The sequence below is a fragment of the Rudanella paleaurantiibacter genome, assembly GCF_009184635.1.
Taxonomy (GTDB): domain Bacteria; phylum Bacteroidota; class Bacteroidia; order Cytophagales; family Spirosomataceae; genus Rudanella; species Rudanella paleaurantiibacter.
Map to the genome: position 1 here is coordinate 675,178 of NZ_WELI01000001.1, position 20,253 is coordinate 695,430.

Below are 20,253 nucleotides of genomic sequence, written 5' to 3' on the forward strand. Positions count from 1 at the left end.
GTCATTTATTCCATTGGTTCTATGGGTGTAAACAATTTTAGGCGACTATCTCAGTTGGTCATGTACCGGCGGTTTGTACCGACGGCGTGTACTTTTTACTCAAAACATGATGAAACGTATGAAGAAGCAATGGATGTTCGTGCTTGGCTTAGCCGTAGCGACGGTGGGTGGTGTGCAGGCCCAAACTAGCCCCGCGGCTAATTCGGGTCGCGACCAGAGCAGTACCACGACCAATGCCCCAACCACAGGTGTATCGACCAATGCCGATCTGGCAGCCAGCGCAGCCCTGTCATCGGATCATTCGACTTTATTGCAGGCATTGCAGGCGGCCAGCCTGACCGATATGGCGCAGAAAGGTGGTCCCTACACAGTTTTTGCCCCAACCAATGCGGCTTTTGCCAAAATTGATGCAGCTACACTTGAGTCGCTCATGCAACCCGCCAACCGGCAGCAACTATCGCAATTGTTGGCTTACCATGTGGTGCGGGGGCGCTACACCTCGGCAACGCTCAAGAACAACCAGACCCTCACCACTGTGCAGGGAGGCAAGCTGACCGTGAAAAAAGAAGGTAATACGCTCGCCATAACCGATGCGGCTGGTAACACCTCGACCGTTAATATGGGCGACATTACGGCCACCAACGGCATTGTGCACTCAGTTGATACAGTGCTGATGCCCGGCGCTCTGAGCACGGGTGCTAAGTAAACGGCGGGCTTGTCCATTGCCGAACAGCCAACGTCCGTAAACGGACAGGTAGGCTCTCAGAAAGCCGCTCCTTATACCGGGGGCGGCTTTTTTGTGTGTCTGGCATACACGTTGCGCATGGGTCTGCATAGCTTTGTTTTTGCTTTATGATCCAGCTAACCAACGTCGCCAAATATTATCCGACCGGATTCGGAAAAACATACGTCCTGCGCCAGATCTCGCTTTCGATCAACGAGGGCGAGTTTGTGTCTATTATGGGGCCGAGCGGGTCGGGAAAATCGACCCTGCTGCATATTCTTGGATTACTCGAAGAACCCTCTGAGGGCGAATATCGGCTTCTGAACGAACCCGTGCAGAAACTGTCGGAGAAGAAACGGACCGAGCTTCACCGAACCCAGATCGGGTTTGTATTTCAGGCCTACCACCTGATTGATGAGCTGACTGTGTACGAAAACATCGAGACGCCCCTGCTCTACAAGGGGCTGTCGGGTTCGGAGCGAAAAAGCCGCGTTGCCGAACTGCTTGACCGCTTTAATATAGTGGCGAAAAAAGATCTGTTTCCGGCCCAGCTGTCGGGGGGGCAGCAGCAATTAGTGGGGATCGCCCGCGCTATTGCGGCCCGGCCGCGCGTCATTTTCGCCGATGAGCCTACGGGCAACCTGCATTCCGATCAGGCGCGCGAAATCATGGAGTTATTCCGAAAACTGAATCAGGAAGACGGCGTCACTATTGTGCAGGTTACCCATTCGGAGGGCAACGCGGCCTACGGAAACCGGGTGCTAAACCTGAAAGACGGCTGGATGGTCTGAGACGTTGCATCACCCTTCACAAACAAGTAACAACCGGACGCCAGTAGCCGCTGACGCCCAAGGGTTATCGGCTATACGCCAAAATCGTCCGTTTATCCCAAATCGGTAGGTACTGCCTGCTGCTTATCCTTAACATTGAACCGAAAATACGTCATGAATATGCGAGTGGAGTGGAGAAAGGCTGCCTTGATCGGGGCCCTGTGCTTACAGGCTGCAGCCGGTACAACATGGGCCCAGAATACCCAGGCCCCCAATGCGGTTTCGCCGGGTGTCGCTACATCGGGCGTCGCCACGCCGGGCGTCGCTACGTCGAGTGCGGCCAACGGCTCACCGGTGCTTTCGTTGCAGCAGTGTGTTGATTTGGCTTTGCAGAATAATATTCGGGTTCAGCAGGGCCAGATTCAGGTACGTGGTTCCGAATTGCAGCTTCGGCAGTCGAAGTTTAACCAGCTCCCCACGGTCAACGGGTTTATTTCGCAAGGGCTCAACTCGGGTCGTAACATTAACCCCGGTACCAACACCTTTGTCGATCAGGCCGTTCGGTCCAATAACTTTCAGATTGGTGCCAACGTCCCAATCTTTCAGGGCTTTCAGCTGAAAAACCAGATTCTTCAGAACCAGACTAACGTACAGGCTGCTTCGAAAGAGCTGTCGGCTACGCAGAATGACGTGGCCCTGCTGGTGGTACAACAATACCTGAACGTACTCACGGGTGCCGAGCAACTCGAAATTGCCCGTCGACAACTGGAGGCTACGCAGGCCCAGCTCGACCGGACCCAACGGTTAGTCAATGCGGGGTCATTGCCCGAAGCAAACCTGTTTGATTTGCGGGCGCAATTGGCCAACGACGAGCTGGCTATCGTGAATGCCCAAAACAACGTCGACCTTGCTAAACTGGCCTTGTTGCAGGCTATGAACCTGTCGGGTGGGCAAAACTTTGAAATCGAATACCTAAAACTGCCCGACCCCCGTGTGGAAACATACTCGGCTACGGCCCAGCAGATTTACGAGATAGCCGTAGCCTCGCAACCACAGGTGCTGGGTGCCGATTTACGCACGCAGAGTGCCCGGCGGGCTATCGACATTGCCCGGGCGGGTTTGTACCCTCGCTTGTCGCTCAACGGCTCCCTGTCGTCGCTGTTTTCGAGTGTAGGGCTTCAGCGCCGGATTCCCGACGGAACCGTGCAGATTCCGCAAACGGTTATTCTGCCCGATGGCTCGTCGCAACAGATTTTCTTCTCGCAGAACAACTTCCGATTTGAGGACTACAGTTTCTTCGATCAGTTGGGCAATAACCTGAACCGCTCGTTGCAGATTTCGCTCAACGTGCCAATTTTCAATCAGCGATTGAGCCGCACCCAAGTTTTGAATGCGACGTTGCAGCAGCAGAATGCGCAGCTCAACGCTGATAACATCCGGTTGCAGCTTCGGCAGCAGATCGAAACGGCTTATACCAATCTGACGGCCTCGCTCAATCGCTACCGGGCTACGCAGGTGCAGGTGACGGCTCTGGAGCAGGCGCTACGGGTGGCCGAGAGCCGTTTCAACGCAGGTGCCCTCAACGGAACGGATTACAACATTGCTAAAACGAACCTCGACCGGGCCCGCGCCAGTTTGGTGCAGGCGAAATACGATTACGTGTTCCGTACCAAGATTTTAGATTTTTATCAGAATAAACCAATTGCATTTTAATAAGCGAGTTAGTGCTTGTGCGACAGTCTGACGTTTCGATGAGCGAATACCTGCCTGGTCGGGTGCCTATCTGCTGATTCGTTTGTTACTTATTTGCCCATTCACTTATTCACTCATTCGCTCATTATGAAGAAGAAGTCGAACCGTATCTGGTGGATTTTAGGAGGGCTGGTTGTGCTGCTGGCTGGTGGGCTGGTAGCGGCCAAACAGGCCGGGGTGATCGGCAAACCCAAAACGACCGACGTTGATTTTGCCGCCGTCAAGACAACCGACATCATCGAACGCGTCAGCGCTTCGGGGCGTGTTCAACCCGAGGTTGAAGTAAAAATCAGCCCCGATGTGTCCGGCGAAATTATTGGCCTGTACGTAAAAGAAGGCGACCCGGTCAAAGCCGGTCAGTTGCTGTGCCGGATTCGGCCCGACAACTACGAGTCGTTTCTGGCACGGGCCCGCGCTACGGTCGATCAGAGCCGCGCGCAGTTTGAACAGACGAAAGCCAATGTGGCACAGGCTGAAGCCCGACTGTTGCGTGCTAAAGCGGATTATGAGCGAAACCGGAAGCTGCTGGCCGATAAGGTGATCTCATCGGCCGATTTCGAAACGTCGGAGGCCAACTACAGTGTGGCCCGGCAGGAGGTTGAGGCCGCGCGGGCCAACGTGCGGGCGGCTCAGTTCAGCATTAAAAGTGCCGAAGCCAGCCTGCGCGATGCGAGCGAAAACCTGCGCAAAACGACTATTTATTCCCCTGTCAATGGTACGGTATCCAAGTTGAACGTGGAAGCGGGTGAGCGCGTGGTAGGTACCTCGCAGATGGCCGGTACCGAAATTATGCGGTTGGCCAACCTGAACAATATGGAGGTGCGCGTAAACGTCAACGAGAACGATATTGTGCGGGTAACCCTCGGTGATACCGCTGACATTGAAGTGGATTCGTACACAACTACCGGCCGCCGGTTTAAAGGTATCGTGACCGAAATCTCGAATACGGCCAACGGCATGGCGGGGAATACCAACTCGGCGGCCTCGGCCATGTCGAACGATGCCGTGACTGAGTTCGAAGTGAAAGTAAAAATCCTCAACTCGTCGTACTCCGACCTACTGGCCAGTCAGAGCAAAGGGTTTCCATTTAAGCCCGGTATGACGGCATCGGTCGAGATCATCACCGACCGCAAGTCGAACGTGTTGGCTGTGCCTATTGCCGCCGTAACAACCCGTATGCCGGAGAAAGAAGAATCGGGCGACGAAGAAAATACATCGGTGCAGACGCCCGAAGCTAAACCCGCCAAGAAAGAGGAGGTGAAAGAGATTGTGTTCGTGAATCAGGGCGGAAAGGCTGTGCAGCGGGTGGTGAAGACCGGCATCAGCGACTTCGAAAATATCCAGATTGTATCGGGCCTGAAAGCCGGCGAGCAGGTAGTATCGGGGCCGTTTCTGGCTGTCTCGAAAACGCTCAAGGAGGGCGACCTGATTGTGAAGCGTGATCCGAACAAGGAGAAGGAGAAGAAAGAAAAGAATAAGGACTAACCTTAAGGACCCCTAAAAGCAATCAGCCCGGCCAATTATAGGCCGGGCTGATTGCTTTTAGGGGTTGGTCTGATGAGGAATCCCAAACTGAACGCGGGCTTCCAGTCGCATGGTTTTGACCATTTCCTGCACCGCGTCGATCAACTCATCCACAGCCAGGTCGGCAATCGTCGGATTTGTCTGGTACAGGTCTTTGATTCGTCGGAGGTCGCGGGTGGTGCGGTCTTTGAGCTGATCGAGCTCAGCGCTAAACTGCCGGTAGAAATCGTGCTGGTAGGCTAACCGACGCAACGTTTCGTCGTTTTCGCGAAGCTGCTTCATACTATTTTCGGTAGTAGTGAGCTGTTGGAGGAGCCAACGGTTATGCCGCCAGAGTATTTCGTTTTGTACAGTTGGTGGCAGCGACCCAAACGGCCCGGCCGAATTGTCGGGTGGTTGAACAGAAGGAGACATGGTAAACAGAAGGTGAAGTGGGTGGGTGAATCCGGTTCGGCAGAATCGGTTTCGTAGGGTAAGTATACAGCTCATTGGGCTACTTTCGAAACCGAAACCGTGTATACGGGGTGGTCAACTCATTATCACCAACCGAAAGTCTGTTAAGTTTGCTGTATGAAACACGACTCGCCGGTTCGTATTACTATGGTGGGCGGGGGAAGTTGGGCCACAGCGCTCATCAAAATCCTGTCCGAAAACAATGTTAGTATCAAGTGGTGGATGCGGAGTAAGACCGATGCCAACCACATCAAAACATTTCATCACAACAAGAGCTACCTCAGCGATGTACAGATTAACCCACGAAAAGTAAAGGTTTGCACCCGTGTGCGCGATGCGTTCCGGGAGAGCGAATACGTGATTCTGGCGGTGCCTGCCGCGTTTGTGAGCGACGCCCTCGCTGGGCTTGATACCCGCGACTTTACCGGAAAATGCATCATTTCGGCCATTAAGGGCATGATTCCCGAGAAAAACCAGCTCGTGACCGATTGGGTAGCCGATCAGTTTGGGGTGCCCAATAGCCGGATGGCCGTTATTGCCGGGCCTTGCCATGCGGAGGAAGTTGCCCTCGAAAAGCAATCGTACCTCACCATCGGCTCCACCGATCTGGAGTGTGCTGCTGAGGTGGCCCGGCTGTTAACGTGCCGGTTTGTACAGGCATCGCCCCTGGCCGATATATACGGTATTGAGTACAGTGCGGTCATGAAAAATATTATCGCGCTGGCTTCGGGCATTACGCGGGGTATTGGCTATGGCGACAACTTTCAGGCCGTGCTGGTCTCCAACGCCATGCAGGAAATTAAACGGTTTGTGGATGCCGTGTACCCGCAACACCGCGACTTGAGTGCGTCGGCTTACCTCGGCGACTTGCTCGTAACGGCTTATTCGCCCTTTAGCCGTAACCGCACGTTTGGTACGCTCATCGGGCGGGGGTACACCATTCAGTCGGCGCAGGCCGAAATGAACATGATTGCCGAGGGGTATTATGCCGTGAAAAGCATTCATGCCATCAACCGACAGCACAACGTTGATATGCCCATCACCGACGCTGTTTACAATATTCTCTACGAACGGGCCTCGCCGGTTGCCGAGATGAAAATCTTGCAGGGTAAACTTACCTAACATGAAGGGCAGCCAAGCGGTTGCCCTTTTTCATTTGAGCACCTTCCAGGTCAATCGGTGGCCGTCGGTGGTTTCCAGGGTGAGCAGGTACACGCCTACGGGCAAATCGCTCAGGTCCCACTGCTCCCGGCGCGAGCGACCCGCAAGGGTTCTTTGGCGCACTGTGCGGCCGTTCATATCGGTGAGTTGAAGGGCAGTGAACGGAGCCACCGAGGGGTCGGCTTCAACTGTCAGCCACCCGACTACGGGGTTAGGAAATACCCGAACGCCCGTGTTGAGTAGAGGTTCGGCGCTGAGAGCGAGTGCGCTGACTACTAAATTGTTGCGAATGTTACCGTTGGGGCAATTGAGGTCGCTCAGGTTACGCAACGCGAGGGTATAATTCGTAGGCTGAGAGGCTATGAGTGTAGCCAGGTAGGGAGTTTGGTTTGCCTGCACCGTTTGGTTATCCCAGCGGGTGAAGCGCCAGGGTGGACTACCCGTGAGGGCTACGCTCACGCGGGTGCTGTCGCCCAGTACAAACGTGAGTTTGTCCGTGCTCAGTTCGGCCGATGGGCGGTCGGCTACGTCGATCAGGAGGGAGTCTCGCGAGCGGATTTGCGGCTGGGTCATGTCCAGATGGAGTACGTACCGGCCGGGTGTTATAGTAGTCGGCAGCAGGCTACTGGCAACAGTCAGCTTTCCTTGCGTGCTCAGGGTAGAGGTCAGCGAGTAAGCAGAACTAGCTGCTCCCGCCCGCTTCAGTACCAGATTGAACCGATTACCAGCCCCCGCTTCCCCAACCTGTCGATAGGAGAGGGCGAGGGTATCGCCGGTGCAGAACACCGGTTTGCTTACATCGTGTAAAACTAGTTGGGGCTGAACCGTGATGGTCAGGACGGCTTCCGGGCCCGAACAGATGCCCTCCACACAGCGACTACGGAAGGTAGTAGTGTTCGTGAGGTTTATCCGTAGCGCGTTACTGCCTTGAGTGGACCAATTCGTTACGGTATCCGACGCACTCGTCCAGGACCACATCACGTTGGTACAACCCTTGGCCGTGAGGCTGATTTTTTCGTCAGCCAGGATCGTTGTTTGACTCGCTGTCAGCTCGGGCCGGGCAACATTGGTGCAGGTAGCGTACCGCATCAGTCCAAACAACCCGCTGAACCACACATTACCCTGCCTATCAACGGTCATGTTGTTCAGGTTGGTGTTGAACGGTAATTCGTCGCCGAGCTTTTCCCAGCCGAGGCTGTTGTGCCGGTACAGTGCGTAGGGCGGACTGCCCGTCAATACATACAGCCGGCCGGAAGGGTCGCTGGTGAGAAATTGAGCCGACGTAATAGGCCCGGCTGGGGGCGTTGTCCAGGCTTGCCCATCGAACAGGACAAAGGGTGCTTTGGCAGAGCGCGTAGCCTGAGCAACCCATACATGTCCCTGTTGGTCGAGGGTGATTTGGTTGATGATCGCGCCTAACTGTGGGGTGTTCTGCGAATTGAATGTTTGGACACCCCGGCTAACCGGGTCGAGCCGGAGTACTTCATGCTGCCCCATGCTTGTATTGTAAACGAGCATCCAGATACTCCCGTCCCGCATCAGTAGCTGACTGATGGTAACAGGAAATGGGGGCGTGTAAACTGAGTTCAGCGAAAAGTCTTTTATCTCGCCAACATGGTTGTAGCCCGATAGCACCAGCGGATTATGGGTCAGATACTGCGGGTTGTAGCCGTTGGTAGTGAAGTTGTAGCGGTCGGTCAGAGAGCCGGTTTGTTCATTGAGCCGCCCCAACTGATTGAACTGTACCGGGAAGCCATCTCTAAACGTATTGATCGATACCCGGTTGGTTACCCAGACGGTGCCGTTGGTATCGGCCCCGTGGGCCAGTACACTGTTGCCCAGGCGGCCGTTGGTGGTATTTTGGTTATACACGCGCAGCCGTAAGCTGTCGAGGCTGATACGGGTGAGCCCGTTCGACGTACTGTACCAAAGACTATTGTTGCCCACCGTTAGCGGGCCGTATGCGCCCCCCTGCGGCCAGTCGGGGTGCGTTGTGCTGTTTACAAACGACCACCGGTCCGACAATGGGGCCGCCCCGGTCTGGAACGACCGCTGGGTCTGAGTGAGTAGCCCTGTCGGTAGATTGGGGTTGGTGGTGTTGTATTCTTCGGCCCGAACGTAATACGTTGTGTTGGGTAGTAGGTTTTTGAGTAATAGGGAGTATGTCTGTTCATACTGCAGCTCCTGACGGTGCATCAGCCGGGCAAACGAAGGGTCAGTAGCTACCATGAGCACTACCCGACTCTCGCGCCCGGTCACGCTGTAGTAAGCAATCGGGAGGGTTAGCGGGGCCGACTGCGGGGGTTGAAAAGGCAGACCGATGTAATAATCGGGCGGATTGATCGCGTAAAGCCCCTCTGCCGACCAGGGGCCGGGTATATTGTTGACCACTGCCCGAACTTTGGCCCGTACCATACCGAATAATAGCGAGTTGTAGGTATCGGTAGGTCGGCTGATTATCAGAGTATTGGGGGAGCGAAATAGCAAGTCGGAGCTATTTGTTACCTGAACATGGTACGCCGTAGCTCCATCGACGGGCTGAATAGCGGCCTGAAACGCAGCCTGACCCGCAAAAAAGCCGCTTGCGGGCGGTGGCAACAGCAGCGGTGCCTGTAGGCCCGGTGCCCGTTGTCGTTGAAGCTGCCCCGTGACCGACCAGGCCGATGTCCCTAAAGTGTTGATGGCCCGTACCCGAACAAAGTAAGTAGTGCCAAAGGGTAGCGACCCCAGCAGATACCCGTTCAGACTACTGGTGTCGCTTCGGAATTTCTGGGTAAAGGCGGCATCGGTCGCTACGTCGATTTCGTAGCGGTCGGCCGAGGGGACGGGCGTCCAGCTCAGAAAGGGAGTTTGAGTAAGGGTTGTGCTGACGGGCAGGGCAGGGGCGGAGGGGAGCGTAATCCGGCCGAGCGAACGGTCGGTGGCATTTGTCATCAGCGCCTGGCAGAGCGGATGAAACGTGAGCCGCGTGTCGGTGCAGTAGCTCATGAGTGTGCCGGGTGCATTCTGAATAGAACCGCTGTAACAGTCGCCGTTGGTCGATTCAATGGTGGAGCAAAAGTCGATGGGGCCACCCGGCCACGCGCAGTGATGCGTGTGTGGCGAGTCGAAACAATGTCCGAGTTCGTGGGCAAGCGTAGCAACCGCCGTTCGGTTAGCCGCAATAGCCTGGTTACCACCGCCTAATCCTCCAGCCCCCGACGTGCTTTTGGTGGGCATATACACCCGTTTGTCGTACGGTACCGGCACGGGCGTTCGGGCCCAAACGCCGTTCATGATCGAGTACAGCGTGTACAGGTTGCCTTCGCCCCGGTACGGGTCAGGGTCGGAATCTTTCCAGATGCGTACGTACACCACTACCAGTTGGGTGTTTATTTCGTGCTCGAATATCCGGGATGCCTGCTCCACCCGGTTCAGGTAAAACTGCTTGATTCGGTTGGTATCGCGCTCAAATTCGACGTACGTATCTGAGTCAACTTCCAGCGCAATCCGACAGATTTTGCGCTCGCTGGCGGCCATGCGGGCGCGTTGTTGCTGCATCAGCCGGGGAAGCTGCCCCATGAGTCGAACGGTGCTGTCGGGTAAAACACGGTCGCTAACTCCGCAGGGTAGCTCATCCTGGGCCGAGGTAGCCCCAACGAGGCCCAGAAGCAAAAGCGATTGGAGCAGCAGGTAACGGAAGGTCATGAACAGAGGTGTTGGTCCGGACACGGATTGTCCAACCAAGTTCCGAAGATAGCGGGTGTGCCACAAACCAAGACCATTCATCGGTAACAAGGCTTATTTTCCGGTCATTGTTTGGTTCATTTTTGGGTGTACGGGTTTCGGTCGTATGGTTAAGACGAGCCCCTAATTGCCTTTTTCCCTTGTTGTTCAATGCTTCGTTTCAACTCCTTATTTCCTATTCATTGAAAAAGCTTCTGCTCTTGTTTCTCTTGCCAGTGACCTTGCTGGCTCAACCCGCCGAGCGGCTGGTAAAAGTGATTGTAGCCCCCGACCGCACCGACTGGACGTATAAAACCGGCGACCCGGTACGCTTTACAATTCAGGTATTGCAACACGGGAATCCGGTGCCCAACGCCAGTGTTCGCTACGAAATCGGCCCCGAGCAACAACCCGCTACCAAAACCGAAACAGCCTCGATTGCCCAGGGGCGGCTCACGGTGGATGGGGGCACCATGCGGCAGCCGGGCTTTCTGCGTTGCGTAGCCAAAGTGCAGCTCGACGGTAAAGAGTACCGGGCCGTGGGAACGGCAGCTTTTAGCCCTTCAGACATTAAGCCCACGGTAGAAAATCCGGCTGACTTTGATACGTTCTGGAGCAACGCCAAGGCCGACCTCGCCAAAATTCCGCTCGATGCCCGCCTGACGCTCCTGCCCGAACGCTGTACCGAAAAAGTAAACGTTTACCATGTGAACCTGCAAAACTGGGGCATTGGGGCGCCTTCGCGCTGGTATGGTATCCTGTGTGTGCCTAAGGGCGATGGTAAGTTTCCGGCCTTGTTGCAGGTGCCGGGCGCTGGGATTCGACCCTACGCGGGCGATGTAGCCAATGCCGAACAGGGGGTTGTGACCTTTCAGGTAGGTATTCACGGCGTGCCGGTCAACCTCGACCCCTCAGTGTACACAAGCCTGGCTGCCGGGCCTTTGGCCGGGTATCAGAACTTCAATCTCGACGACCGCGACCGCTACTACTACAAGCGGGTGTATCTGGGTTGCGTGCGCTCGCTCGATTTTCTGGCCAGTTTGCCGCAGGTAGATGCGGGCCGGATGGCCGTAACGGGTGGTTCGCAGGGGGGCGCACTGAGCTTGGTAACGGCCGGGCTCGACGAGCGAGTGAAGTACCTTGGGGCTTATTACCCGGCCCTGTCTGATGTGACGGGCTACCTCAACGGCCGGGCCGGTGGTTGGCCCCATATGTTTGCTGGACAGGCTACTAACTGGATGAATAAGCCCGAAAAAGTGAAGGCCGTTGCGTATTACGACGTGGTCAATTTCGCCCGCCGGGTGAAAGTGCCGGGTCGCTACTCGTGGGGTTTCAACGATGAGGTGTGCCCACCTACCTCCATGTATGCGGCTTACAACCTCATTTCGGCCCCCAAAACGCTCGCCCTTTACCAGGATACCGGGCATTGGACCTACCCCGAACAAACCGAACGTATGACCGCCTGGCTCATGGAGCAACTGAAAAAATAAAACGAACCGGCCCCGTAACGCATTGCTACGGGGCCGGTTCGTTTTGTACAGAACGGTCTTACAGATACTTCCGAATCTGGGCGGCTGTTTCGGCCAGTTCTTCAGCCGATGGCTTCATCTTGTTGTTGAAATTCATGTCGGCCATCGAATTGAGCGGAATCAGGTGAACGTGCGCATGTGGCACCTCCAGACCCACCACCGCTACGCCCACGCGTTTGCACAGAATGGCTTTCTCCACGGCGGCCGCTACGGTTTTGGCAAAGGCCATAAGGCCCGTGTATAGCTCATCGTCCAGATCGAAAATGTAATCCACTTCTTTCTTCGGAATCACCAGTGTATGCCCGGTGGTGGTGGGCATCACATCCAGAAACGCCAGAAACTGATCGGTTTCAGCGATTTTATGAGCCGGAATTTCGCCGGCTACTATGCGGGAGAAGATGCTGGGCATAGGTTTATCGTTTACAGTTTGTAGTTTTCAGTTGGCTGACGCATTAGTAGCTGGCGTGTCAGCCAACTGAAAACTGTAAACTACAAACTGTAAACTTGTTTTTATCGGTCGATTTCGATCACTTCAAACTCAAGTTTACCGGCGGGTACGGTGATTTCGGCGGAGTCGCCTACTTTTTTGCCCAGCAGGCCCTTGCCGATGGGCGACCCTACCGAGATTTTGCCCTGCTTCAGGTCGGCTTCTTCTTCCGACACGAGGGTGTACGTCATTTCAGCACCGGTCTTTTTGTTCTTGATCCGAACTTTCGACAGTACCGATACCTGCGACGTGTCGATCGTCGACTCGTCGAGCAGGCGGGCATTGGCTACGATGTCTTCCAGCTTCGAAATCTTCAACTCCAGCAAACCCTGCGCGTCTTTGGCGGCATCATATTCCGCATTTTCGCTCAGGTCGCCTTTGTCGCGGGCTTCGGCAATTTGGCGGGCAATATCAGCCCGGCCTTTGGTTTTCAGGTCGTTCAGTTCAGCTTTTAGCCGGTTTAGGCCTTCCTCAGTGTAATAACTAATCTTTCCCATGATGCATGTAATCTGGAATCAACGGATTAAAACCGGGATTTCATCAAGGCCAGAAGGATTACGCAAGAGGTGGTTACGACATATACGTACCCTCCCTATTGCGTAATCCTTCTGGCCGGAACAAAAGCCCGGTTTGTCTGATTCTGACAGGTTTTCCCCCGTTATATAAAACAAAAAACGGTCTACTGACCGTTCTGCAAGCAAAATCCATTTGTTTTGCAGCCACGTCAGATACCACCGCGGTATAGCGTATGTTTTCGCGTTTTTCGCATAGACAGTTCGCTTTCCCAATATTAAATCGGGATTACAAAAGTAGTAATTCTCCGGGCCTATATCAAGTCTCCGGCCCCGCTACGTCCAAAAACATAGGAAACGGAATATGACACCAGCAGCACGAATTATATTTATGGGGACGCCCGACTTCGCCGTGGCCAGTTTGCAGGCTCTGCTCGATGCAGGTCGCAATGTGGTTGCGGTGGTCACCGCCCCCGACCGCCCGTCGGGGCGGGGCTTGCAACTGACGCCCTCGCCCGTCAAACAGGCCGCCCTCCGGGCTGGCTTGCCGGTCTTACAGCCCGAAAAACTGCGCGACCCCCTTTTTCTGGAGCAGTTGGCCAGCTATCAGGCCGATTTACAGGTGGTGGTGGCTTTCCGTATGTTACCCGAGGTAGTCTGGGCTATGCCGACCATCGGGACGTTCAACCTGCATGGTTCTCTGTTGCCGCAGTACCGGGGGGCGGCCCCCATCAACTGGGCAGTTATCAACGGCGAAACCCAGACCGGTGTCACCACGTTCTTTATCGAGAAAGAGATTGATACGGGCCAGATGATTTTTCAGGATACCGAGCCCATTCACCCCGACGATACGGCCGGCACCCTGCACGACCGGCTGATGGTGCGGGGGGCGCAGCTCGTGGTTAAAACGGTGCTTGCCATCGAAGCGGGCAATTATCCACGCACCCCACAGCCCGACACCGGCGACCTGAAACCGGCCCCCAAGCTGCACCGCGAAACCACGCAAATCAACTGGAATCAACCGGCAACGGCCGTGCGCAACTTTGTGCGGGGCCTCTCGCCCTACCCGGCCGCCTGGACAATGATCAACGGGCGTTTCTTTAAAATTTACGCCGTTTCGGTGCAGTCCGCCGTCGCGGCTAACGAAGCGCCCGATTTTCCCAAGACCGACGAGCCCAGCCTGTCCGACGTGGCTGCGGTGTATACCGATAAGAAAGCCAAAATTATGGTTCGGGCGGCCGATGAGTGGCTGAACATTGAGGTGTTACAGGCCGAGGGGAAACGCCGGATGACGGCCGAAGAATACCTGCGCGGCAATCAGCTGTAAGTATTCGTGACGAAGGGTTTTTTTCGACGGAAGGTCGTTCTAATTTTACGGCCTTCCTGAACACCTAAACCCCTGGTATCATGATTTCTGTAAAGCCGTTAGTGGCTTCTCTGATTGCCCTTTTTGTCGCCAATACCGCTATGGCCCAGCCCGAACCCCAAACATATGCCGAGAAGCTGGGCTTTCCGAAAGGCAAAAAAGTGCTCGTACTGCACGTTGATGATGCTGGTATGAGCTACGAAGCCAACCGCGGGACCATTCGGTCGATGGAGCAGGGAATTGCCAACTCCACCAGCGTCATGATGCCCTGCAACTGGGTGCCCCATTTCATGAGCTACGTGAAGGCCCACCCAACCCTCGACGTGGGTGTGCACCTGACCATGACCTCCGAATGGGACAATTACCGCTGGAATCCGCTGGCAGGCAAGGCAGTAGCGCCGGGTCTCTACGACGAGCAGGGGGCGTTTTGGCACAGTGTGGCGCAGGTAGTGCAACACGCCAGCCCCGACGAAGTAGAGACCGAAATGCGGGCGCAGATTGCCCGGTACCGTGCTTTTGGCCTCGAACCCACTCACCTCGACTCGCACATGGGTACGCTGTTCGACCCGAAGTTTCTGGAACGGTACGTGAAGGTGGGTATCACGGAGCGCATCCCGATTCTGTTTCCGGGTGGTCATGCCACGCTGGTGAAGCAAACTACCCCACTGGCGGCCCGGCTGGCACCGATGCTCCAGCAGGTTGGGCAGCAAATTTGGGCGGCTGGTATGCCCGTGTTCGACGATCTCGATGGCACCAGCTACGGCTGGAACCCCGACAAGCCGGGTATGAGCGATGCCGACCTGCAAAAAATGAAAACCGACCGGTTTATCGACCTCTTCAAGCGTGTAAAACCTGGCCTGACGTATATTATTATGCACTCGGCCGATACCACCCCCACGTTTAGCGAAGTCACCTCGTCGGGGCCAACGCGCCGGGGCGATATGCTGGCCATGCTTGACCCGCGCCTGAAACAATACATCGAACAGGAAGGTATTATTCTCACGACCTGGCGCGACCTGGCCGAACGACGGAAAAAAATTAAATGAGTGGATGAGCGAAAGACCGGCCCGGTCTTTCGCTCATCCACTCAATCGCTCAATATGAAAATAAGCCTGATTGCTGCCGTTGCGCAAAACGGTACTATTGGCCGGAATGATGCAAACGGCAAACCCGATTTGCCCTGGCATCTGCCCGACGATTTTAAGTTCTTTAAAGACACAACGAGTGGGCACCCTATCATCATGGGGCGCAAATCGATGGATGCGCTGGGTAAACCCTTGCCCCGACGCACCAATATCGTGATTACCCGCAACCTCGATTTTCAGATGCCCGGTGCCACCATTGTGCACACACTGGAGGAAGCGTTGACCGAAGCCCGGCAGGTTGAGAAAGACGAACTGTTTATCATTGGCGGGGCCGAGATTTACGCGCTGGCACTGCCTGTGGCCAACACCCTGTACCTGACCGAGATTCATAAAGCGTACGAGGGGGATGCCCATTTCCCGGCTTTCGATAAAACCGAGTGGCGCGAAGTAAGCCGCCGTCGACACGAAGCCGACGATCGGCACGAAGCGGCCTTTGATTTTGTCGAGTACCACCGGATTCAGCACTAACGAATCTGTTTTTGTCTCTCGGAGGTGGGCAGTAAGCCGGGCAATTGTAGGGAATAAAATCCACAGTGATGGTAGATTGATTGGCGTATCTGTCTGGCAGAGAGTGCATGAAGCCCCAAAAAACACATGGTATGTTTTTTGGGGCTTCATTTTGCCGTAAGCTGGATAAAATGATACGAACGTTATGATCAAGAAAACATGGGTGGTGGTTTCAATGCTGGCCGCTACCGTCGGACTCTCGTCGTGTGCGTCCCTCGAAAATTGGTTGTACGGCGACTCCGGGTCGTCGAATTCATCGGGTCGGCAGGTGTCACGCTATGAGCAGGACGACCGCCGAATGACGGATCGGAACGAAGACCGGCGGCAACAAAACCGCTCGGCCGATCGGAATAGGGATCGGGACGAAAACCGCCGGTGGGATGATCGACGGTCGACCTCGGCGGGACGTTACGAGGATCGGGATAGAGATTCGTACGATCGCCGTATGGATATGGACGAAAATCGGTACAGTTATCGGTCAGACGATCGAGACCGGGATAGCCGCTCGGGAAATGAATACCGGTACAACGACGACCGGTATGGTAACCGGTACAATGATCGGGATGAGCGCTACCGCGATGATCGGTCAAGCGAGCGTGGGCTGTCCAATGACCGGTATAGTTACCGGAGCAACGACCGCCGAATGGACGGGGATGATCGCTACAGAGGTCAGTCTGGCGACCAATATCAGGATAACCGGCGGGATGACCGTAATAGCGATAACCGCTACCGCGATGAAAATCGGGGTGGCTACGCCGATGATCGGGATTCGCGCTATGGGGATGACCGCGACCGCCGTTCGATGCGGGACGATGAGCGCCCAAATGACCGGGACCGTAACAACCGTGATAGCTTCAGCAGCGAACGGCGGCAGTTAGGCAACCGGATTCAGGACCAACTCGACCGGATTGACCGCGATCTGCGCGATATGAAAGCCGAAGTAAAAGGCGAAAACCGTCAGGAGCGTAAACGCCGGGAGGAACGGGTGCAAGAGCTTGAAAAGAAGCAGAAGCAGCTTGAAGACCAATACAGCAAAGTGCAAAAATCGACCGAAGATGACTTCCGGCAGATTCGCCGGGAAACCAACCGGGTAGTCGATGATATAGAAGAGGCTCTGGAGAAAGCGGCTTCTGATGTGAAGAAAGAGTTGAAAAAGTAGAGGGTTGATTGCACTCCCCAGACAGTGGGCAAACACCAGCCAACAGAAGACAGCGGACTTAGCTAACTTTGTCACATTGTTCACTGTTCGTTGGTGGTTGCTCACCTTTTTTTATGATTCTTCCTGTTCGGGGTATTCGGCCCCAGTTTGGCGAAAACTGTTGGTTAGCGCCCAACGCAACTCTGGTTGGCGATGTGGTCATGGGCCGCGACTGCACCGTGTGGTTCAATGCCGTGGTTCGGGGTGATGTAAACAGCATCCGTATCGGCGACCGCGTTAATATTCAGGATGGGGCCGTGATTCACTGCACTTACCAGAAAACGGCCACCACAATCGGCAATCAGGTATCTATCGCCCACAACGCCATTGTGCACGGCTGTACCATTGAAGACAATGTTCTGATTGGTATGGGAGCCATTGTGATGGATGGGGCCGTGATTGGTACGGGCAGTATTGTGGCTGCCGGGGCTATTGTGACCCAAAATACGGTGGTGCCGCCCGGCAGTATTTATGCTGGCAACCCCGCCCGGTTCCTGAAGGCCGTCAGCCCCGAAGCTGCCGAAGTGTTTGCCCGCACGGCCAATAACTACGTGATGTACGCCGGATGGTTTAAAGACGAAGCGTAAGGCGCGGACGGTCTGGGTCGAAGGTGTGCTGCTGCCCGCCAAAACGGGAATTTTCCCGTCGGTTTTCTTCGGAAAAGAGTGGTATTTAGCAGAAACCTTCACAACCATGCTACCGCTAACTTCGTCCGAATCTGTTTTTACCCGAATCGCCCTCAGTATGTCGGGGGGCGGTTTCCGGGCGGCCGCCTACAGTCTGGGTACCCTCAGCGCCCTGCACAAACTCGGCCTGCTCGACCGCGTACACATGCTCTCAACTATTTCGGGGGGTACGTTTACGGGTATGTACTACGCTATGCGCCGGAAGCAGGGCGCCGACTTCGAAACCATTTATCGGGAGTTTTCGGCCCTGCTCGAAAGTGACAGTATCCTGCCCAATGCCCTCCAGTCGTGGCAACAGACCATTGGGTCGGGGAGCCGTGATTACAAACTAATCCGGGCCTTTGCCGATGAGTACCACCAAAGCCTGTTTGGCAAGCAAACCTTCGATTTATTCTGGCAACCCGACCCCGCCGGCGCTCCGCCGTTTCCGTTGCAGAGTTTGATATTCGGAGCCACCGAGTTGTACACCGGCGTAGCGTTTCGGTTTCAGTACGCTCAATTTCCTACCGAGCAGTACACTGACCGCTGGGGCAAACAGCGCGATAATTTCTTGATTGGTAACGGCAACGTACACATTTTGCCCCAACGGGCCCGCGCCCTGCGGTTGGCCGATATCGTGGCCTCGTCGTCGTGCTTTCCGGTGGGCTTCGAGCCACTCGAATTCCCGGCCGATTACCCCGGTCAGCCGGCTGCAAGTCCGCTGTTTATGGGGCAAAACGAGGCCCCACTCAGCCTGACCTCGCTGGCTATTGTCGACGGGGGCGTGTACGACAATCAGGGTATCGAGGGGCTACTGCTGGCCAACCGCCGGAACCGGGCCTACTGTGCGTCGCCAGAAGGGAAAAAGGCTCAGGAAGACGGAAAACCTCTGCCTGAACCAAGCACCGTGTTTTTGATTGCCGACGTTGCGAGCGCCGAAACCGACCTGTACGAGGGCGTAGGCCCGGCTCCGCTGCGGGGCTCCGACAACGCGCTGGGGCAATGGGGCCGCACCTTTGAAACGCTCAAATGGGCCCTGGTGGGGTTGCTGATGGTGGGCGTGCTGATTCCGCTGGGGTACGGCCGAGCCAGTTTTCTGTCGGGAATGCTGGTAGGTATATCGGCGGTGGGGATTCTCCTGATTTTGCTGGGTCAGCGGTTGTGGACGTGGTTTTCGGATCTATTCCGCAACGCAGATGCTCGAATCCATGCGTTGGCTATTCCGCCCCTGCTCACGCTCACCATTTCGCAACTGGGGTATCTGCTTAAAATTCGGGCCAAAACGGCCTTTACGTTGCTTCTTTCGGTGTTTTTACGCCGGGTGCGGAGCCTCAACTACGATCTGCTTTACACCGACGAAGAAGGCGATGCCCAGCCCCAGGCGAATGTGTTGCCGAGCATTGTGGGTAGTATTTTGCGGGACTACGAAAACCCTAATTTTCGGGACCAACTGCGCCCTGTGTACGAGACCGTGCTGACAGCGAGCAAAATGCCCACAACCCTCTGGTGGCTGAACGACAAGTTTCGGTACAAAGCGCTGGTCGAAAGTGGCGAGATTACGCTGGCGTGGCGCATCATGCGTTTTTTTGCCCGGCGCGAGCGCCAGAACCAGAAAGCCCGCAAGGATGGAAAGCCTGAGCCATACCCCATTCACCCCGACGACCGGCGGGTATGGGAAGCCGCCGAAAAGCTGTTCAGGCAATACGCTGGATGACAGGTTTTTACTCCCTGCCGGTGGTCGCAGACCCCGGCAGTGGAGTAAAAACCTACTCTCGACTACCGCCAGGGGTTTGGGTTAACTGATTGGCTCTCCTGTTCAGGGCCTTCAGAAGCCATCAGCTAACGTGAATTATGGATAATTTGTATTGCATCTAATTGTTTAACAAATGTTTGCTGACGCCAGGGCCTTCGACAGGCTAAACCGCACGCGGTCCGGGCTGACATTCGGCTTGAAAGTCCCCAGTCAGCCTGAGCCTGTCGAAGGCCCTGGCGTCAGCATTTATGCATAATTCACGTTAAATACTGAGAATTACTGCATTTCCCGGCGGGCGTTGATAAACCCACGAATCACTGTAAACGTAGTGATAGCCAGGAAGAACAGGATGATGTAATGGACGTAGTCGATAATCCACGGGAATTTCTCCCCGAAGTAATAGCCGCCCCCCACCAGCGAACCTACCCAGATAGCTCCACCAAGCACGTTGTACAGCATAAAATAGCTGAAATTCATGTGGATGATGCCCGACAGGAGAGGGGCAAACGTGCGTACCACGGGCAGAAAACGGGCAATGATGAGCGTGCGGCTCCCGTATTTTTCGAAGTACTGCCGGGTGGTGTCGATATGCTTTTTCTTGAACAGTAAGCCATCGGGTCGGTTCTGAATCCGGGCCCCGAAAAAGTAACCCGTGCCGTACCCAATGAGCGAACCTACTACGGCCGCCCCGAAAATACAGAGCAGCAGCATCCAGAGCGGTACTGCGAGTAGTTTGGTGCCCGCAAACACGCCCGAGAGAAACAGGAGGTAATCGCCCGGAAGGAAAAAGCCGAAAATGACCCCGTTTTCGATTAGAATAATGAGCGTGATAAGCACCAGACCGCCCGTACGGATGATCTCTTCGGAATTGAGTAGGTAGCGGAAAAATTCAAGTAGTTGATCCATGGTGAATGAGTGAATGAGCGATTGAGTGAATGAGTGAATACACGGCCGGCAGGGATTGAATTAGCCAGGTCATTCACACATTTGCTCATTCACTCA

Annotated in this window: 17 protein-coding genes; 12 read left to right on the forward strand and 5 right to left on the reverse strand. The window is 55.2% G+C overall.

What is annotated here, in order from left to right:
* Positions 1 to 118: 118 nt before the first annotated feature.
* The 4 genes from F5984_RS02745 (at position 119) to F5984_RS02760 (ending at position 4,731) form a co-directional block, all read left to right on the forward strand.
* Positions 119 to 706: a fasciclin domain-containing protein gene (locus tag F5984_RS02745; protein ID WP_246168780.1), complete on the forward strand. Its 588-nt coding sequence runs from the start codon at positions 119 to 121 to the stop codon at positions 704 to 706.
* A 146-nt stretch (positions 707 to 852) separates the two neighbouring features.
* Positions 853 to 1,515 carry an ABC transporter ATP-binding protein gene (locus tag F5984_RS02750; protein WP_152122567.1) on the forward strand — a complete coding sequence of 221 codons (663 nt, stop codon included), beginning with the start codon at positions 853 to 855 and terminating at the stop codon, positions 1,513 to 1,515.
* A gap of 153 nt (positions 1,516 to 1,668) precedes the next feature.
* On the forward strand, positions 1,669 to 3,207 hold the full coding sequence (locus tag F5984_RS02755; protein WP_246168781.1) for a TolC family protein: 1,539 nt from the start codon (positions 1,669 to 1,671) through the stop codon (positions 3,205 to 3,207).
* Positions 3,208 to 3,333: 126 nt separating this feature from the next.
* Positions 3,334 to 4,731 (forward strand): efflux RND transporter periplasmic adaptor subunit, encoded by a 1,398-nt coding sequence (locus F5984_RS02760; RefSeq protein WP_152122569.1) that lies wholly within the window; start codon positions 3,334 to 3,336, stop codon positions 4,729 to 4,731.
* 57 nt (positions 4,732 to 4,788) lie between these two features.
* Here F5984_RS02760 and F5984_RS02765 read toward each other — a convergent pair whose 3' ends face one another.
* On the reverse strand, positions 4,789 to 5,184 hold the full coding sequence (locus F5984_RS02765) for a hypothetical protein (RefSeq protein WP_152122571.1): 396 nt from the start codon (positions 5,182 to 5,184) through the stop codon (positions 4,789 to 4,791).
* A gap of 156 nt (positions 5,185 to 5,340) precedes the next feature.
* On the opposite strand from F5984_RS02765, the gene F5984_RS02770 reads away from it, so the two are divergent.
* The gene (locus tag F5984_RS02770) at positions 5,341 to 6,345 is read left to right on the forward strand and encodes an NAD(P)H-dependent glycerol-3-phosphate dehydrogenase (RefSeq protein WP_152122572.1); all 1,005 of its coding nucleotides are present in this window, start codon (positions 5,341 to 5,343) and stop codon (positions 6,343 to 6,345) included.
* Positions 6,346 to 6,375: 30 nt separating this feature from the next.
* On the opposite strand, the gene F5984_RS02775 is transcribed toward F5984_RS02770, so the two are convergent.
* On the reverse strand, positions 6,376 to 10,071 hold the full coding sequence (locus F5984_RS02775) for a T9SS type A sorting domain-containing protein (protein ID WP_246168783.1): 3,696 nt from the start codon (positions 10,069 to 10,071) through the stop codon (positions 6,376 to 6,378).
* A gap of 221 nt (positions 10,072 to 10,292) precedes the next feature.
* On the opposite strand from F5984_RS02775, the gene F5984_RS02780 reads away from it, so the two are divergent.
* Positions 10,293 to 11,579, forward strand: a complete 1,287-nt coding sequence (locus F5984_RS02780; protein WP_152122574.1) for an acetylxylan esterase — start codon at positions 10,293 to 10,295, stop codon at positions 11,577 to 11,579.
* Positions 11,580 to 11,637: 58 nt separating this feature from the next.
* On the opposite strand, the gene F5984_RS02785 is transcribed toward F5984_RS02780, so the two are convergent.
* The gene (locus F5984_RS02785) at positions 11,638 to 12,027 is read right to left on the reverse strand and encodes an HIT family protein (RefSeq protein ID WP_152122576.1); all 390 of its coding nucleotides are present in this window, start codon (positions 12,025 to 12,027) and stop codon (positions 11,638 to 11,640) included.
* A gap of 101 nt (positions 12,028 to 12,128) precedes the next feature.
* A complete protein-coding gene (gene greA / locus F5984_RS02790) occupies positions 12,129 to 12,602 on the reverse strand; it encodes a transcription elongation factor GreA (RefSeq protein WP_019987611.1) in 474 nt (157 codons plus the stop codon).
* A gap of 379 nt (positions 12,603 to 12,981) precedes the next feature.
* Here greA and fmt point away from each other — a divergent pair, with 379 nt between their 5' ends.
* The 6 genes from fmt (at position 12,982) to F5984_RS02820 (ending at position 19,212) form a co-directional block, all read left to right on the forward strand.
* Positions 12,982 to 13,944 (forward strand): methionyl-tRNA formyltransferase, encoded by a 963-nt coding sequence (fmt, locus tag F5984_RS02795; protein WP_394367376.1) that lies wholly within the window; start codon positions 12,982 to 12,984, stop codon positions 13,942 to 13,944.
* Positions 13,945 to 14,024: 80 nt separating this feature from the next.
* A complete protein-coding gene (locus F5984_RS02800; RefSeq protein WP_152122578.1) occupies positions 14,025 to 15,029 on the forward strand; it encodes a polysaccharide deacetylase family protein in 1,005 nt (334 codons plus the stop codon).
* A 54-nt stretch (positions 15,030 to 15,083) separates the two neighbouring features.
* Entirely contained in the window at positions 15,084 to 15,596 is a 513-nt protein-coding gene (locus tag F5984_RS02805; protein WP_152122580.1) for a dihydrofolate reductase, read from the forward strand.
* A gap of 184 nt (positions 15,597 to 15,780) precedes the next feature.
* Positions 15,781 to 16,794 carry a sll1863 family stress response protein gene (locus tag F5984_RS02810; protein WP_152122582.1) on the forward strand — a complete coding sequence of 338 codons (1,014 nt, stop codon included), beginning with the start codon at positions 15,781 to 15,783 and terminating at the stop codon, positions 16,792 to 16,794.
* A 113-nt stretch (positions 16,795 to 16,907) separates the two neighbouring features.
* Positions 16,908 to 17,420, forward strand: a complete 513-nt coding sequence (locus tag F5984_RS02815) for a gamma carbonic anhydrase family protein (RefSeq protein WP_152122584.1) — start codon at positions 16,908 to 16,910, stop codon at positions 17,418 to 17,420.
* A gap of 106 nt (positions 17,421 to 17,526) precedes the next feature.
* Complete coding sequence (locus tag F5984_RS02820; RefSeq protein WP_152122586.1) at positions 17,527 to 19,212, forward strand: patatin-like phospholipase family protein; 1,686 nt, start codon at positions 17,527 to 17,529, stop codon at positions 19,210 to 19,212.
* A gap of 315 nt (positions 19,213 to 19,527) precedes the next feature.
* On the opposite strand, the gene F5984_RS02825 is transcribed toward F5984_RS02820, so the two are convergent.
* Positions 19,528 to 20,157, reverse strand: coding sequence for a DedA family protein (locus tag F5984_RS02825; RefSeq protein ID WP_019987604.1), 630 nt, complete (start codon positions 20,155 to 20,157; stop codon positions 19,528 to 19,530).
* Positions 20,158 to 20,253 lie beyond the last annotated feature (96 nt).